16 protein-coding genes are annotated in these 17,701 nt (G+C 40.1%); all 16 read right to left on the reverse strand.

The genetic code is table 11. The features are described from left to right. Positions 1-60: 60 nt before the first annotated feature. Positions 61-1,242: a DegT/DnrJ/EryC1/StrS family aminotransferase gene (locus tag B5D54_RS12595; protein WP_078926920.1), complete on the reverse strand. Its 1,182-nt coding sequence runs from the start codon at positions 1,240-1,242 to the stop codon at positions 61-63. After that, positions 1,236-1,895, reverse strand: a complete 660-nt coding sequence (locus B5D54_RS12600; RefSeq protein WP_078926921.1) for an HAD family hydrolase — start codon at positions 1,893-1,895, stop codon at positions 1,236-1,238. The genes B5D54_RS12595 and B5D54_RS12600 overlap by 7 nt, the downstream gene beginning before the upstream one ends. Continuing rightward, positions 1,882-2,847 carry an ATP-grasp domain-containing protein gene (locus B5D54_RS12605; protein WP_115174034.1) on the reverse strand — a complete coding sequence of 322 codons (966 nt, stop codon included), beginning with the start codon at positions 2,845-2,847 and terminating at the stop codon, positions 1,882-1,884. Before B5D54_RS12605 ends, B5D54_RS12600 begins: the two co-directional genes overlap by 14 nt. Continuing rightward, positions 2,837-3,439 carry a sugar transferase gene (locus B5D54_RS12610; protein WP_078926923.1) on the reverse strand — a complete coding sequence of 201 codons (603 nt, stop codon included), beginning with the start codon at positions 3,437-3,439 and terminating at the stop codon, positions 2,837-2,839. Before B5D54_RS12610 ends, B5D54_RS12605 begins: the two co-directional genes overlap by 11 nt. After that, a complete protein-coding gene (locus B5D54_RS12615; RefSeq protein ID WP_078926924.1) occupies positions 3,420-4,655 on the reverse strand; it encodes a glycosyltransferase family 4 protein in 1,236 nt (411 codons plus the stop codon). The genes B5D54_RS12610 and B5D54_RS12615 overlap by 20 nt, the downstream gene beginning before the upstream one ends. 11 nt (positions 4,656-4,666) lie before the next feature. After that, entirely contained in the window at positions 4,667-5,230 is a 564-nt protein-coding gene (rfbC, locus tag B5D54_RS12620) for a dTDP-4-dehydrorhamnose 3,5-epimerase (RefSeq protein ID WP_078926925.1), read from the reverse strand. Then, positions 5,211-6,371, reverse strand: coding sequence for a hypothetical protein (locus B5D54_RS12625; RefSeq protein WP_078926926.1), 1,161 nt, complete (start codon positions 6,369-6,371; stop codon positions 5,211-5,213). The genes rfbC and B5D54_RS12625 overlap by 20 nt, the downstream gene beginning before the upstream one ends. Continuing rightward, a complete protein-coding gene (locus tag B5D54_RS12630) occupies positions 6,372-7,508 on the reverse strand; it encodes a hypothetical protein (RefSeq protein WP_078926927.1) in 1,137 nt (378 codons plus the stop codon). A 94-nt stretch (positions 7,509-7,602) separates the two neighbouring features. Continuing rightward, positions 7,603-8,736 (reverse strand): ISAs1 family transposase, encoded by a 1,134-nt coding sequence (locus B5D54_RS12635; protein WP_078926928.1) that lies wholly within the window; start codon positions 8,734-8,736, stop codon positions 7,603-7,605. A 157-nt stretch (positions 8,737-8,893) separates the two neighbouring features. Then, positions 8,894-10,111 carry an O-antigen ligase family protein gene (locus B5D54_RS12640; protein WP_078926929.1) on the reverse strand — a complete coding sequence of 406 codons (1,218 nt, stop codon included), beginning with the start codon at positions 10,109-10,111 and terminating at the stop codon, positions 8,894-8,896. After that, entirely contained in the window at positions 10,101-10,976 is an 876-nt protein-coding gene (locus B5D54_RS12645) for an SDR family oxidoreductase (RefSeq protein WP_078926930.1), read from the reverse strand. The genes B5D54_RS12640 and B5D54_RS12645 overlap by 11 nt, the downstream gene beginning before the upstream one ends. Continuing rightward, a complete protein-coding gene (rfbA, locus tag B5D54_RS12650) occupies positions 10,973-11,848 on the reverse strand; it encodes a glucose-1-phosphate thymidylyltransferase RfbA (RefSeq protein WP_078926931.1) in 876 nt (291 codons plus the stop codon). Before rfbA ends, B5D54_RS12645 begins: the two co-directional genes overlap by 4 nt. Positions 11,849-11,932: 84 nt before the next feature. After that, positions 11,933-13,063, reverse strand: coding sequence for a dTDP-glucose 4,6-dehydratase (locus B5D54_RS12655; protein ID WP_078926932.1), 1,131 nt, complete (start codon positions 13,061-13,063; stop codon positions 11,933-11,935). A gap of 29 nt (positions 13,064-13,092) precedes the next feature. Then, a complete protein-coding gene (locus B5D54_RS12660) occupies positions 13,093-14,097 on the reverse strand; it encodes a Wzz/FepE/Etk N-terminal domain-containing protein (RefSeq protein ID WP_078926933.1) in 1,005 nt (334 codons plus the stop codon). A gap of 98 nt (positions 14,098-14,195) precedes the next feature. Continuing rightward, positions 14,196-16,763: an SLBB domain-containing protein gene (locus B5D54_RS12665; protein ID WP_078926934.1), complete on the reverse strand. Its 2,568-nt coding sequence runs from the start codon at positions 16,761-16,763 to the stop codon at positions 14,196-14,198. 59 nt (positions 16,764-16,822) lie between these two features. Next, positions 16,823-17,326 carry an outer membrane beta-barrel protein gene (locus B5D54_RS12670; RefSeq protein WP_078926935.1) on the reverse strand — a complete coding sequence of 168 codons (504 nt, stop codon included), beginning with the start codon at positions 17,324-17,326 and terminating at the stop codon, positions 16,823-16,825. Positions 17,327-17,701 lie beyond the last annotated feature (375 nt).

Genomic DNA, 17,701 nt, shown 5'->3' on the forward strand with positions numbered 1-17,701 from the left:
GACAGCCACAAAGCTGCCTTAGTCAATGTTTTATGAACAGTAACTATATAAACACAAGTACTACTGACCTTTCTGCGCTCGTAGCAGGACTTCTCGAAGTACACGACATGTTTTCTGCATTTCATCCTCGGTTAACGTCGGATGAACTAAGAACATCAGACTTGAATCACCTAAAACTACTGCATTTTTAAGACGCTTTTTAGGACGCCAAGGTGTGTTATCAAAAGCTTTTTCAAGATAAATCTCCGAACAACTACCTTGGTATACCGGTACACCACAAGCGTTAATTTCTTCAACAATTTGATCTCGACTCCAATCATCTTTTAATTGTTCAGGGTTAACAAATAGGTAATGCTTATATTCTGCATGTTCAATATAATCCGCCACTTCAACCGAACGAACAATCGATAAATCTGAAACTGCCTCATCAATCATTCGCCCATTGTGCTGACGCTTAGCCGTCCATTCTGCCATACGTTTAAGCTGAATACGACCAATCACGCCTTGTAACTCAGTCATACGCCAGTTGGTACCAAAACTTTCATGCAACCAACGAAAGCCCGGCGGGTGCTGACGGTTGTATACCGCATCATAGCTTTTACCGTGATCCTTGTAAGACCACATGGTTGACCAAAGCGCATGGTCATTTGTCGTCACCATGCCACCTTCACCGCCGGTGGTCATGATTTTATCTTGGCAGAATGACCAAGCGCCAATATGCCCGATAGTGCCGACACTACGGCCTTTGTATTTCGCGCCATGCGCTTGGGCGCAATCTTCAATCACATAAAAACCGCGCTCGGCGGCGAGTGCCATAATTGCGTCCATTTCGGCTGGCATACCCGCCAAATGCACCACAATCACAGCTTTGGTTTTTTTAGTGACGACAGCATCAATGGTTTCTGCGGTGATGTTTTGGCTGTTGAGATCGACATCCGCAAACACTGGGTTTGCCCCAGCGGTGACAATCGCAGAAGCAGAGGCCAAGAAAGTGCGTGAAGTGGTGATCACTTCATCCCCTTCGCCAACACCCAAGGCTTTTAAGGCCACATCGAGCGCGAGCGTGCCATTACTTAGCGCAATCGCGTATTCACAGCCTGCCCAGGCTGCGAACTCTTTTTCAAACTCACGGCACTCGTTACCTGTCCAGTAGTTTACTTTGTTTGACAGCAGCACACGGCTGACTGCATCGACCTCTACTTGAGTGAAGCTTGGCCATGGAGAAAATGGGGTATTTAACATAAAAAATCCTGAATATTAGAAACAGAGTCAATCCAAATTTTAGGCAAATATGATGATTCAACAGTTCTGAGGTTTTGAGAATGAATATTGTAACCAGCATCTTTAATACCAATCGTGATCCATCCCATTCGATTGGGGGTGACAAAATCTTTCTTTACGTTGTCCCCAACATAGATAAACTGTTTGGCATCACTATAACGTTTTTCAACTTCTTGAAAACGTAATTTTCCAGGCTTAACTTCATTCCATTCTTCTGAAACAAAGGTTTCAATGTTTTCTAACCCTAAAGCAAGCAGCTTATTTCTCTGAGATATACTTCTCCCATCAGTAATAATAGCGATTGAATAATTGGATTGAATTATATCCAATACTTCCTTGATTTTTGGCCTTAACTGAATATCTGGTACATGGAGTCGGTACATCCACAAAAGGCTTTCTTTTGCCGATTCAGACATAGATAGTGTATGACAAATTGCATCTAACACATTTTTTCCTTGCTCATCAGCCGTTTCAATTATTTGAGATATGTCTACTTTAAACAACATTTTCAAATGTTCTGCAATATGTCGATACCCTGATACTTGATACTCCCTTTCCGGGTAAAGAGTATCATCAAGATCAAATACCCAAACTGCTGACTTATCGACTTTCACGAACTAGCACCTTTGCATCATATCGCAACATAACAAGATTAGGCTCCCAACTGTCAAAAAAGTCTATATCTTCATTTTTCAAGAATTCTCTGACAAGCCAGTCTGTATAGTGAGCTCCTGCACTATGAGCTAAAGGATAGCCACCACCGAAGCGAGGATTAATTTCCAACCCCTTAATTGATTGTGTTTCTTCATTTACGAATAGTTGAAAAGTTATGCAACCGCGGGCACCTTTTAGTTCTTTTACTTTATTAAGAAGATAGTCGTAGACAAAATTATTGCGTGTGACACCTTTGCTTACTTCTCCACCTCGAACTTCTAAACGTTTTCTAGGCACCAAACACTTTAAGGTGCTGTCTTTTGAATAGTAAGCATCGATTGTGTATTCACTGTATGATTTAGGAATCAATTCCATAAACATATTTTTAGGGTTATCTAATATAATTCGCGTTAGATCTGAATCCGAAAATAAAGCTACCGCCCCTATACTGCAGCTTCCATCATAGGGTTTACAAAAGCAGGGATATGTCAGTTTTGCTCGATCTAGTATTTTAGGTTGGTCAATATTCAAGCTACCAAACAATTCAGCTGTTTTTCTTTTATCACGACAATAAGTAATCAATAAATCATCAGATATTATAACCTGAGTTCCTTGCATTAAAAATCGATGACGATTTTTGGCTAATGCTAGTAACTCCGTATCAATAGTAGGAATAACTAAACCAATTTCTTCTTTCTCACATAGATTTAATAAATAATCAATATACCCATCTTCTGTCACCCTTGGAACTGAAAAGCTACCATCCGCTACTTGACATGCAGAAGAAAGTTCCGGATTTATGTCCGAGCAAAAAACTTTAGCCTGAGGTATATATTTTATTAGTGACAGCTTAAAAGCATCGACAAGCTCAACCCTACGCCCTGCGGATGATACAAGAACATTACTTTTCATTATTATTACCTTTAAACTCAGGCATTGTTACATGATCTTCGGCTGAAATCCCCTCTTTTACAAAGACTTTTTTTACCGTTAGAACCAAAATCTTAATATCTAGCCAAAAAGAGTGATTATCCACATACCAAACATCGAACTTAAATTTATCTTCCCAGTTGATCGCATTGCGCCCATTAATTTGTGCCCACCCGGTCAACCCTGGACGGACTTCATGGCGACGTGCTTGCTCTTTACTATAAAGTGGCAAGTACTGCATTAATAAAGGACGTGGCCCCACTAAACTCATCTCACCTTTCAATACATTCCACAACTCCGGAAGTTCATCAAGGCTTGAATTTCTCAACTTGTCTCCAAACGGGGTCATTCGCTCGGAATCAGGAAGTGGATTCCCTTTTGAATCGACCGCATCTTTCATGGTACGGAACTTAACCATTTCAAACGGCTTTCCGTTTAAGCCGGGGCGAGTTTGACGAAACAACACTGGCGAGCCAAGGTTTTTGCGGATTTTCCAAGCAACAATAGCGATTATTGGTGATAAAAATAACAAAATCATCAATGAGACAACAATATCAAATTTCCTTTTTAACATTTACAGCCTCCAAGAGTGCACTTTCGAGGCGATCTGCCATAATATCTCGAGAATAATAGTTATAAGCCAAATCATTACATGCAACTTTTGCTAAAGCGCATCTAACCTCATCATTTAAAAAACTATCAATTTTCATAGCTGACTGTAAGTAATTGTTATCTAGAACTAAACCACAAGAGCGCTCTTCTATAAACTCTTTTTGCCATCCACCGTAATTAATAGCTATTGGAGTGCCAGACGCCAGTGCATCAAATAGTTTGTTAGCAGAGTTATTCCACATTTCTTTTATTGGGCCAAATAATGAAATAGATAGGTCAGCCGCAGATAGAAGTTCAACAATTTCTGTTTTTGCTACAGGGTCTAATATAAATAAATTTTTATTTAGCACTCCAAGGTCAAGTGCTAACTTAACTACATCACTCTTCTGCATACCAGCACCAATAGCGACAAAACATGTGTTTAATGACTGATCCAGTGAAGCCTTGGCTAAATGAACAATATATGCGACATCATTTATTGGACCGAAGGTGCCAGTGTAAACTACTAGTTTTTTCTTACCGACAAAAGGTAGTTTGCTTTCTTTATATGCAAGACCAATATTCTCACTCACATCAAATAAATCTGTATCGCAGCTATTCGTGGCAAGTGTAATCTTCTCTGGAGGGATTCCGTGCTTTTCGATACCAGCACACATACCAGGAGATAAGCCTACTAACCTAGTGGAATTTCGGTATGCGAACTTTTCCAAGAACTGTGCCATTTTTATCAAAATTGGGTTTTTCAGGGCACCTATCGCAATAGGAAGCTCTGGCCATAGATCGCGAACTTCAAAAACCAAAGGAATTCTATGATATTTCGAACAAATTACTCCAGGAATAGCTATAGTAAGAGGCGTACTAGTTGCTAAAACAACATCGGCCTTTACTTTCATAGCCTTTGGAATCGCTCTAATACAAAATTGTACAAACTTAAAAATCCTCATTAAATAAGAGTCGCTATTAGAATACGGAAGATGGAGAACGTGGAGTTTTATCCCTTCCAATTCGATGTAATTCCACCCAGTCGAAAGTGGTTGCTCTACCGTCAGAAATGCCGAAGTAGTAACAAATGTTACATCATGACCTTTAGCAATGAGTCGCTTAGCCATTTCATACGAACGGGTGCCAGCATTTGAATTAGGTGTAGCAAAATACTGGTGTAAATATAATACCTTCACTATTCACCTTCTTATAGCTTAAAGCCCAAATCAGTAAACTCATTCAAGCTAATGCCGTTAGCATCCTTATCTGAAATTTTTAAATTGCTCACAACGCCGAATTGCTCCCAGTTAATGCCGACTTCTTTGTCATTCCATTGAATACTGAATTCACTGCTTGGATTATAATAATCATCGCATTTGTACAAAAACTCTGTACCGTCTTCCAGCGCCAAGAAACCGTGGGCGAAACCTCTCGGAATCCATAGTTGCTTCTTATTTTCTGCTGACAGTACAACACCATACCATTTGCCATACGTACTTGAGCCTTCTCTCAAATCTACTGCCACATCAAACACAGAACCACTAACTACACGCACAAGTTTACCTTGAGGATTCTCTGTTTGTATGTGTAAACCTCTGAGCGTCCCAGCATCGGATTTAGAATGATTATCTTGTACGAAATGAACAGGTTTACCGACTAGTTCATCGAACTTACTTTCTTTCCAGCTTTCGAGAAAAAAACCCCTAGAGTCACCGAAAACCCTTGGTTCAATAACTAGTAACCCGTTAATATCAGTCGTCGTAACTTTCATAAACACTCTCAATAAAATTCAAAAATCTAATTTTTCTTTCTTGCTGACGGCCTAGTTCCATCTTCGATTTTTTACTATCAATCAAATTGCGTAAATCATCGATTGTTGAATATGAATAAGCCTGCAAATCCAAATTATTGTCTCTAATCGAATCAGGCATTTCTCCGTATATATAAACCGGAACGAGTGCAGACTCTGCCAAGAGTAACCTTGTAGTGATTGACATGTTATAGCGAAGTTTACTAGGGTCATTGTACGCGTAAATCACACCGTCGAAGCGGTTTATGAATGCGCTTAATTTACCTTCAAGGATTTCTTGAAAGTTAAAAGGGGTGAACTCTTTTATATTTTCATGAGAAATCAAACTTCCACCGGATTGAATGTGTACTTCAATACCCGATTTTGCCAAATCCAAAATGTGTTCCGAAACGTCATCAAGTGTCCGTTGACAAAAGTCAGTATTTCCCAAAAAAATGACTTTATTGCTTTTAGAAGTCAGACCTGTTTTCGATTCTTCAACAATCTCCATTTCTATAAAATCAGCATTAATAGTCACTTTCTGGTTTTGATGTATAAACCCTGACTCAGAGAAGAAATCAAACATCGACTTAGAAGTGAGAACCAATCCATCAAACAAAGAAAAGTAGTCTTTATCAACAGTTCTAAATGGGTTACTTTGGGCGCTATCGAATTTTGTACGCACAGGATAAGTGTTAACAATTAGTAATTTTTTCGAGTTGAAATTATTTAAAGCCTTCGCTTCTTTCTTTAGGGTCGTCCCCCAAAAAAACAAAATCACATCTGGATTAAAATCACTTAGATGCATATAAAGCCTGTCGCTCTGCTCTTTACTTAGAATTGAATCATTACTTCTCTTCTCTACAATATTTTGAACTAAACTCGATGACTCGATACCGATTTTACGTAGAAACCATCTAACAGCTCTTTTAACTATTTCAACTTTGCCATAACCAGTACTAACGACATCGTTCTCTTCATTAAAAAAATAGTTAAACGAAGTATCACAATTAACATTTGGATTTGAGTTAATTTTACAGACCGAATGCCCTGCCTTTTCCAAAAGCTTACCGTAGCTATGATAGAATATTGTTTTTGAAGACCCTATGATTGCAACTTTCATTTACTTTCTCGACAAGCTAATAATTTGAATTACGGGAAATACCGCTGCATATATCACTATAAGAACAATAAAAAACGTCGGAAGAATTACACCAAAACTTGATGCCAACAGCATTACAATAGCACTTGTCAAACAAACAAAGACAGAATGTTTAGTAATTGACTTATCGTCTGTCGCTCCTTTATATATTGAATAGACTAATGTTTCGAAGACATTACAAAATTTAGCCAGCGTTATGACCAATGCCATAAACCAATTAAACTTATCGTCTAGATTGAAGCCGTAGGTGAAATAAGCCATTACCATTATACCGGAGAGTACAGCCATCAATAATAGAAATGCTACCAGCAAGTATTTAACATCAAACAAAAAATTAAAGCTTCGTTTTTTCTCTCTCATCGCTATCTTTGAAAGTATATTCAAAGGAAAGCTAACCAACCCAGATATCATAATTAATGGAAGAATGGCCTTCACATCGGCCTTTGAAAAAAGAAATAAAACTATAATCTTATCAAAGTATCTATTAAAAGTTGGAACCCCTGAATATAAAATAGCCAGTCCTTTATCTTTTATGAAATTGAAAGATTTTAAATAGTATACGTTCAATCTCTCTCTAAAATAGCACTCGTAGCATCCAAAGAGCACAAGTGTTAGAGATCCAGCTACTATATACGCTTCGTAAGGCCTATTGAATACAACAAAGTAAACCGTTGCTATTAGAGAGTTAAAAATTATAACAAAAATCAATATAAAACTGTCTTTTTCAGCTCTCAAGTATCCTATACAAGCGTCTATCAGGTATAATATGATGGAAAATAAAACCATCTCCACTCCCATAGCGAACTGTATAAAAATGCATGCTATGAATAATGAAAATGCAATAATATAATAATATGTATTGATCTTTAACCCATCGTTATTTATTGCCTTACCAAATGTGATTGAGCAGTTATAAGCCATAGTGTTCAACACGCTAGCAAGCAACATCACATAGTAAAAATCGGCATTGAACTGTTGATATAAGCTCTGGTTTGTTTCGTATAATATGGGCTGAAAAACCAGCTGTATAACAGCCAGAGATATGATTACAGATGCAAAGTTTAGCACCACATTTTCAAAGAACTTTTTGTTCATCATTAAAAATCCCACGGAAAAATCATGAACATCCTTGCTACATAAGGGCTCAAAGCTGGTCAAAAACTTCACAACGAGCACGGAAACCGCATGAACATCACCGCCCTTTAAGGCTTTCGAGAACCTTACTTAAGTAGTTTTCATCCATTGCGCAGTTCATTCGTTTGCGTTTAATCCCACCTTTAAAGGTGGTTTCACTCTTTAATAGGTTCAAACACATCTGCCTGATCCTGGCTAAAGCCTCTACTCGATCGTCTGCTCTTATACGAGAATTGTCCTCACAAAAGGCGGTATCAAGCGACCAATGCATCACTTCTACACCCCAATGAGAACGCGTCGCTTCCAGTAATCTTTGAGCTTCTAAGTCTTTAGAGCTGATGTAGTATCGAATACTCACATCTTGCTCTGTGGCGACCGCCGATTCTTGCCGAATTGAAGCAACAATACCCATGGATTTTAGTTCGGGCCATTCATGCTCAATATCACCTAAAACCGATAAATCACGGTTCACTAAAGCCACTCTCGTTTCCGTTCTTCCGTGACTTTTTTCTTGAGTACTATAAGAACTGCCGTCAAAGTCTTGAAGCATCTCCATTCGAAAATAATCATCAAAAGCTTGCTCAAGCATTCCCTGATTCCCTTTAACGGCTAACAAATAATCCGCTTCTTTATCGAGGATTTTCTGCGCTATTTTCTTTTGGCATCCCATGGCATCAATAGTAATCAAGCAGCCTTTTACCTCTAGCAACTCAAGTAGCTTGGGGATCGCGGTAATTTCATTACTTTTACTATCAACCTTCTGTTGGCCGGTACCCATTCCGTTCGCTGTAGCAAAAGCATTCACCATGTGGATCGTTCCTTTACCCTTCGAGCGGTCATAAGAGCCACGTAATGTTTTGCCGTCGATAGCGATGACTTCTCCATCTGTCAGTGTATGGCACTCCTTCATCCAAGCGATAAAGCTTCTTTGTAACGCTGCCGGATTAATCATGCCCATCACACGAGACAGCGTATCTGCAGAAGGAATTCCCGCTTCAAAGTGACCGTAGCTTTTGAGGAAATCTAAGCGAGCATTGCCAAAATCGATAATCCCATCCCAGCCATCATGGCCTGACAAAACACCACAAATTGTCAGCAAAATAATATCTGATAATTTGTGTGCTATTTTGTTTTCCTGTCGATAATCTTTAATGATTTGAAAGTGCATAAATGGGTTGGTTAACTCGCTCATATTTAGGCTCCTATATTGTCTAGGAGCTATTACAAAACAACGAAAATGATCTACAAGACGATCTTTAATTTCATGTCGTTACATTCAATAGTTGGGATAACTGATAGGTTCAAAGCTAATTTTTAGCATCTTCGCAGCCCTTATATATCAACGATCTTCATGCGGTTTCCCTGCCTTTAAACATGGGCATATTCATGCGATTTTCCTGCTTATTATCTGAAATCGGGACTTTCATATGCGCCAAGAACAATGCTATCGAGAGAAGTGGAAAATTATCATTCAAATCCCCAGAAAACATTGAAGCTAAAAGTATAATCATACCTGAGTATGCAATATACGCAGTAAAATCAAATTTTCTTTGGGGTACAGTGAAAAAAGCCACTGAAAACCGATGAATAATAAACACGGATAATGCAAGTCCTATGAAACCGAAGAAAAATATCAATTCAAGGACGAAATTATGAGGGTACTTAAATCCTTCTTGACCATAAGCCGTAAAGAAATCCTCATACATCATACCCAGTGGATATTCCATCAAGATCGCATCACTAAATAGATCTTGCATTGGAGAGAATCTAAGCTTTAATGATTCACCGTCTTCTATATCAAATGATGTTAAACGATCAATAGCGGGGTGATATTCTTTAATAGACTCTGGACTAAAATAGACAAACACGGCAATAAGAGAAAACACAAACACTAGTTTTGTGAATGTGTTTTTTATGCTCAAACGTCCATAATAGTAATGAGCAAAAACAACCGCCATGATAAGAAAAACAATCACTCCACCTCTAGAACCTATACCTATCAAACAGGCTAAGTAAAGAGCACTCACTATAAAAACAAGAGACAGCTTTAATAATTTACTTCTGAAGTCAAACAATAAAAGTAAAGCAAGAGAAGTAATAGCTTGAACTCTATACAAAATATTTGGTCCGAAAATAAACTTTGCTCGACCATCAGCTGTAGTGGAAAGAAAGTGAATTCCAACAAAAAAAATAAGAAAAAAAGCCAGAAATAAAGTGGCCATTAGCTTTTGATTTAGCCTTTCCGACTCATGAAATGCCTGAAACTGGACTAGGAATATATAGCCGATAATTCCATTTATAACCCACATAAAGTAATCAGGTTTGTAATCTATCCAAATACTGGTTACCAGTATGGGGCATATTAACAATGATAGGGGGAGTATATTCCCTCTATATATTGAACAGTCAAGGCGAGTTAAAAAAAGCAGGAAACCAACAGTTGCGTAAAGCACGACAATTACAGGTACACTTCCTATAAAAACCCCATCGCCACTAAAGTATAGAAAAAACAAAGCAATAGAGAATAAAATACTATACAGCAGCCTATCTGAATGATTAATATTCACCACAACTCACTATTTCTAGAATCTTCTCATCTATATTTTTTGGCTTGATACCCAATAAGGCCTTCATCTTTGAATTATCAAAAGATGTATCTTTTGGTCGTGATGCAGCCATTTTGAAACTCTTACCGTCAACTTTTGTGATCTTATCTTCACTGACCCCAATAAGCCTTGCCACTCTATACCCTAAATCATATCGACATTCGGATACATCACCAGAAAGATTGTACAACCCTCGATAGTTTTCGAGTGCTAATTTTTTTATGGCTGCTGAGAGATCGGAGACATGAATCATATTAACTATATTATCGTCAACGAGCGTTAAGCTATCGCCATCCATCAGTTTTCTTATAATGAAACTTACTGGGTTATCTCTCTGGCCTTCTTTCTTTGGACCGTAAACTGTTATAGGTCGAGCAATTGCGTAGTTTTCTAAGTTATCGGCAATGTACTCATCGCTTTCCAATTTACACTGCCCATAATAGTTAATCGGGTAGCATGGACTTTCTTCGGAATATGGAGCATGTTCTCCATCATATACTGCGTTAGATGAAACATGCACCAATTTGACATCTTTACATTCCAGCAGTAATTCAACAAGTTGTTTCACAAAAGTGGTGTTTATAAGTCTACAACTTTCTTTTTCTGACTCACATTCATCCAAATTTGCTTTTGCAATACAATTTACGACAACATCTACCTTATTGTTTGAAATAATTGCTCGGATGTTCTGAATCACATCTTTAATGCTGTCAGAATCAATTTTTGTTTTTTCTGGTAAAAGAAATAAATTTGACTCAGCTTGTAGTATTTGAAGAACCACGTTACCGACAAATCCATTTTCTCCTAATAGAAGGATATTCTTCATGCTGATTCTACTAACCCCATTAGATATTTACCATATTTATTTTTTTTCATTGACTCACCAAGTTTCAACAGATGTTCATTTGAAAGCCAACCATTTCGCCACGCCACTTCCTCGAGGCAGGCTACTTTCAGACCTTGTATATGTTCGATTGTCTGAATAAATGAAGACGCTTCATGCAAACTTTCATGTGTACCAGTATCTAACCAAGCAAAGCCTCTGCCTAACAGTTCAACGTTTAGGCTACCATCGTCGAGGTACATTTTGTTTACTGAAGTAATTTCAAGTTCACCTCGGTCGGATGGCTCTACTTGCTTCGCCATCTCAACAACGCGATTGTCGTAAAAATAGAGCCCCGTTACTGCGTAGTTAGATTTAGGCACGTTAGGTTTTTCCTCAATGGAAATAGCCTTCATACTTTCATCAAACTCTACTACGCCAAAACGCTCAGGATCCTTGACCTGATAACCAAAGACTGTCGATATTCCTTTTTCGGTTAGCTCTTTTGCTCTTTGCAACTGTCTGCCAAATGACTGCCCATAAAAAATATTATCTCCGAGTACAAGACACACGTTGTCCCCAGCAATAAATTTTTCACCAATTATAAAAGCCTGAGCGAGGCCATCAGGATTGGGCTGAATAGCGTACTCTAAGGTAATTCCAAAATCACTACCATCGCCAAGTAGCCTTTTAAAGCCTTCATTGTCTTCCGGCGTTGTTATTATTAGTATTTCTGAGATACCAGCTAACATAAGCGTAGACAATGGATAGTAGATCATTGGCTTATCATAAATGGGAAGTAGTTGCTTAGATACGCCTCGAGTCAGTGGGTATAAACGAGTGCCCGAGCCGCCAGCTAGAATAATACCTTTCATGGAGAATAGGATCCTAGGTTAATAGGTCCTAGGTCCTAGGGAAAAGCTAGGGCATAGAACCAGAGGTTTGAAAAAGTTTGAAGGCTAGTTTATGCCTAATCGTTCACGTTGGTAGCTACCATCCTGAACATTTTGGCACCATTCTTGGTTGTCCAAATACCACTCAACCGTTTTGCGAATCCCAGATTCAAAGGTTTCTTCTGGCTTCCAACCTAATTCACGCTCAATCTTACTGGCATCAATCGCATAGCGTCTATCGTGCCCAGGGCGATCTTGCACGTAAGTGATTTGCTCAGCATAGGATGTCGTTTTCGGCACTAAAGCGTCTAAAATGGTACAAATTGCTTCTACTACTTCAACGTTTTTCTTTTCATTATGGCCGCCAATGTTGTAGGTTTCGCCTACTTTACCTTCAGTGACTACTTTGTACAGTGCACGGGCATGGTCTTCGACATACAGCCAATCACGAATTTGATTACCCTGACCATAAACTGGTAATAGCTTACCTTCTAATGCATTTAATATCACCAGCGGAATAAGCTTCTCTGGAAAATGATACGGGCCGTAGTTGTTTGAACAGTTAGTGACTATGGTGGGTAAACCATAAGTACGTAGCCACGCGCGAACTAAATGATCGCTCGATGCTTTGGATGCCGAATAAGGGCTAGATGGTGCATAAGCGGTGGTTTCAGTAAACAAGGGTAAATTGTTAATGTTTAATGTTGAATTATTTTGAGTTAATTCACCATTCACCATTAAACATTCATCATTATTCTCAACTTCATCTGGGTGTGGCAGGTCGCCATACACTTCATCGGTTGAAATATGATGAAAACGAAACGCACCTTTACGCTCACCGTCTAAGGTATTCCAGTAGCTACGAGTTGCTTCTAATAGCGTATAAGTACCAACAATATTGGTTTCAATAAACGCAGCAGGGCCATCGATAGAGCGGTCAACATGGGACTCAGCAGCAAGGTGCATGACTGCATCCGGTTGATGCAAAGCAAAAACGCGATCCAATTCAGTGCGGTTACAAATGTCCACTTGCTCAAAAGCATAGCGTTCACTATCTGCAACCAACGCTAACGATTCTAAATTACCCGCGTAAGTCAACTTATCAAGGTTAACCACATTATCGTTGGTATTTTGAATAATATGGCGAATAACGGCAGAGCCAATAAAGCCAGCACCACCGGTGACAAGAATTTTCATTATTATTTCCTGAAAAAGGTTTTTGGGTCCTAGGACCTAGGTCCTAGGTCCTCAGTGTCTTCTTTCCTAAACGCAAACCGCACTAAAACCATCGCCACGCCAAGCATGCCGCCGAGTAAGGTACCTAACACACAAATTAAGGCGCGTCTTGGCTTATCTTTTAGCTCTGGCACCACAGCAGGGTCAACGACTTTAAATACAAACTCATCTTGCACTTCAGCAAGCATCAAACTTTTCGTTTGTTCTTCAATCAGTTTGTAAAAGGTAGCTTGCATATCGGCCACCGAGGTTCTTTGTAACTGCTCTTGCAGATAATTGAGATTTTGAGTGGTTTCGGCAATCGTGCGCTCACGCATCACTTGGTTAATCTCTTCCACTAACCATGTGGCCCACTGCTGAGCAATAAAAGGGGAATAGTGTGAAACACTAACGGTATATAAACCGCTGTTTTTATCAGTAGAGACGGTGAGTATCTCTTTAACAAACGTTTCATGCGCTTCTTGAGCGGTTGGTTTTGCACCACGTAGCCCTTTCGGTTCACGCAACCACGTTTGGGGTTGCTCATCGTATACCGTATCGTCAATAATCAATTGATTGGTGGTTAAATCCCACCCTTTAGCTGCCATTAGCGGGACCAAAATATCGTACTTTTCAATAAAGTGTTCAATAAAACGGCGAGACTTAATCACTTGAGCAGCAAGCTCGGTTTGACTGCTTTCACCACTACCAAGGTTCACGCCAGCTAAGGCAGCTAAGGCAGCTAAGCCTCCTAGTTGCCCAGCCATTTTTGCTAAACCACCACCGCCACTGCTTTCAGCAGGAGCTAATAGCGTATCGGCCTTATAAATATTTGGCTGACTAAGAGCAAATAAGACCGAGCCAACAGCAAATACAAAAGTAGTGGCGATGATGATCCATTTGCCTTTCCAGAGAGCAATAAAAAGTTCGCGGAGATCGATTTCATCATCAGCCATCGCTGCAGGTTGTGGTGGATAGGCTAGGTAATTAGGTGATGTGAGTTTCTGTTGTTCCATTGAGTTTTTTAGGTCCTAGAATCCTAGGTCCTAGGAAACCACTAGGCACTAGGAGTAGGATCGATAAAATTAATTAGGTTTATAGAGTCTGCTTTTCCCTATTTCAACGCATTCACCGCGACACCAGTTTGATAGAGGATTTGCGTTGCCGCCGTCCATACATTCAGTGCGTCGCGGTAATCGGTATCAACAGGCACTACGATGGTATCTCCCGCTTTCAATGCTTCATTACGCCGACCAAACCAAAAACCCGTACTGGGTTTAAAAACGGAACCATCGGCACGAACAACAAAGATGCGATCATCGTCGGCTTGCTTCTTCATTCCACCCGCTTTATTAATGTAATCTTTGACAGTTAAGCTAGGATCAAGCAAGTAGGTAATCCCCATTTGCACTTCCCCCATAATGGAAATGGTATTTCTATAGGTTGGTACAAATAGGAAGTCGCCATCTTCCAGCATAAAGTTAGCGCTCGCATTACCATCAATGATTTGATCAAGTTGTACGACCATGCGCCCCAATGCTCGGTATTTGGTGGCTTCTTCAATAAACGCTAAGGTTTTATCTGGGTCATTGATGACACTTGATACACGACTATCCACATTAAAGGTCTTTTTTGCCACTTCACGGCGCATATCCGCCGCGTATTGAGCAAGTAGCTGCTGCTCTTGCAAGCGCAATGCCTCACGCGTAAATACCGCGCCTTGTGGGTGAGCAAACTCCGTTAACCCTCCAGCACGCTCCAGTAATTGAGATAAAGTTTCCCCTCTGCGAAGCGTATAAATACCAGGGAACTTAACTTCCCCTTTTAATACTACCGTGTGCTCATGATTAACACCGGGCTGTTCAAAAACATTCAGTCGGTCTCGAGGATAAATCAGGGTATCCGCACGGCGCTTAAGCACATCATGTAGATTGATATTTTCTAGTATCGAGTGTTGAGGGGCCTCTCTTGTTGGGCCTCGAGTTAACTCCGCATGTTCAGCATAAGCGTTCGCTGTTAAGCCACCAGCGGCCATAAGAAGATCACTCAGTTGACCGTTTTGGCTAATGGGATAACGGCCTGGATATTTAACTTCACCAATGAGTTCCGCAATAGGCGCTGGGTTATTGTAGGTTGCTTGTTGGCGTAGCTGCAATAAAACAGGGGCCAATAATGATTTACGTGAATATGGAGCAGCACTTTTGGATTCACTGAGCAGCTGATTTTCGTGTTGTATATCTTGCTGAGCTTCTTTTTTAGCTTGATCAAATGATTTGACCATATCGCTTTTAGCACCATCGTCTAACTCACCACCCTCACGACTAAAAACAATGACCTTATCTCGGTTATGAAGCACTAAGTTATTTTTACCTTCAGGATTCAATATTGCATCCGCTAAACTAAATTGCAGTACTTGAATATCTCGCTGCTGATTAATTTCCCGTACAACCAAGGCATAGTACATATCTGCGGTTGGGTTAAACGCAGTTTCGAGTGAGAAGAAAAGGTCACTAATACGTTTATTGGGCTTCCATTCAACAAATCCCGGTTGAGTAATATCCCCTTCTAATTGGATATAACGCTGAATTAAATTACTACGCTTGCTCACCGTCAATGCATCGCCATTCACGGCACTTGTCGCCAATTCTTGCGGCTTGGTTAAATCTAAAGTAATAACCTTTTGTAATCCATGAGAGGCTAAACGTCGGAGCCGAGCTTGCTCTGGCAAAGCATTGGCCGTTAGGCCACCCGCTATCGTTAAAATTGCTTGATAATTTTCACCCGGTTTCACTTCATAAATAGCAGGGCGTTGTACTTCACCTTCAACCGTAATGGTGTGTTGAACCGGTGCAATCCATACGACATCTCCCGGCATTAAGCGTTCATCATTACTGGTGTCGCCTTTTAGCAGAAGATCATATAAATCTAATTGACGGATAACCTGACCATCACGCTTTAACTGAATATTACGCAGTGCGCCACTTTGACTAAATCCACCACTGTAATAAATGGCTTGTGAGATAGTCGTTAAAGCACTAACCGTATAGGCTCCTGGCTTGTAGGCTTCACCCATGACAAAAATTTGCATGGTTCGTAGCTCACCAAGAGTAATATCACTACGAACGCCAATCATCTGTTCTTGAACTCGCTGAGTTAAGCTTGTACGCACTTCACTGAACGATAATCCAGCAACAGAAATAGGACCAAGAGCAGGAAAGTTGACGACCCCATCACGATTTACTCGCAAGCGATGAGTCCGATTCTCTTTACCAAATAATTGGATAACTAACTCATCTCCTGGGCCCACTCGATAATCAGAAGGAACGGGCACATCGCTCACTGGGGCAAACGTAGAAGGGGAAGAGGCAAATAATTCCAGACCAAAACGTTTTAAGCCCACTTCCTTTGAACGATTTGTATCTCTCAGATCTTGCTCTGATGGTAAACGCTCTATAACCTCAGGACGAGGAGAATTAATCTCTGCCGTGGGTAGCGGCTGGCTGCGATTACTCGTAGAACTCGGTAAACTAATACCATATTGCTGCGCTAACGCTTGCTGTTGATCAGCAGGAAGATTTTGGAACATTCGCACCTGCTCAGGAGTTGGACTTTGTGCAAATGATAATGTGGTAAAGAGGCTTAGCAGCAGAGGCGCAAGAAAAGTAAAGCGTCCTTTAAACATGGTATTTCCTGTGGTTAAGAAGTCTATGCTATGGTCCTTGGACCCTCAAATTCTATCGTTTAAAATCTAAACTGCATACCCAGTTGTAAGGTATTTAAGTGAACCTCATCACCGTTAAGGTAGTTCACAAATTCCGCCGTAATGGCAGATTGACGGCTTAAAGCGTAGTGCATCCCAACCCCAAAAGAGATCCCGCTATCATTATTGGTTTGGTGATGATAATCGGCTCGAACATGTGAATAACCAGCAACCGCATAAATAGCCAATCGATCCGAAGTAGGCATATTGGCTTTGAATAATACGCTGGATAACCCACTGATAGATAACCCATCTTCCCGCTTCACACTGGTGGCATAGCGCCCTTCTAGGGCAAAGTAGTCAGAGAAAAAATAACCCAATTGAACTTGAGCTAAAAGGGGGGAAGCTTCTTGCCACGTAGAAGAGCGATATTCACTATCACTATAAGCGAGGCTTAAGCCTGTATAAGAATCGGCCATGGCCGATAATGGAAGTAGACCTGAGCCAATCAGGCCTAATAAGAGGCATGTTTGATTACTTCTCATGCGTGTTCCCTGCGTTGTCAGCAACAATCCCTTGAGGAATCTGTTTAGCCACGCTACCGCCCTACGTTATGTACGCATGATCGGAGCGAATTAATATTCTGTTTTCTATGTGGCAGAGATTATGCACAGATGGTGTATGGGTATCAACCACAAAAAGCAATAAAGGTGCTTGCAATTAATCAACCATCCATCAAAAAAAATTAACACAATCGTGATGTTATTCTAAACTTCACACAAATTGCGATCCAGATCACGCTTAATGGTTAAATAAATAGAGAACAGCAAAAGAATTAAGCTTATTTGCGCAACTTTATGCACCCCATGTTTACATTGGTTAATAATTCCCCTTAGAATAGGTTGTGAAGTGTACTTTCA

Source organism: Vibrio cincinnatiensis DSM 19608 (assembly GCF_900167345.1).
Lineage (GTDB): Bacteria > Pseudomonadota > Gammaproteobacteria > Enterobacterales > Vibrionaceae > Vibrio > Vibrio cincinnatiensis.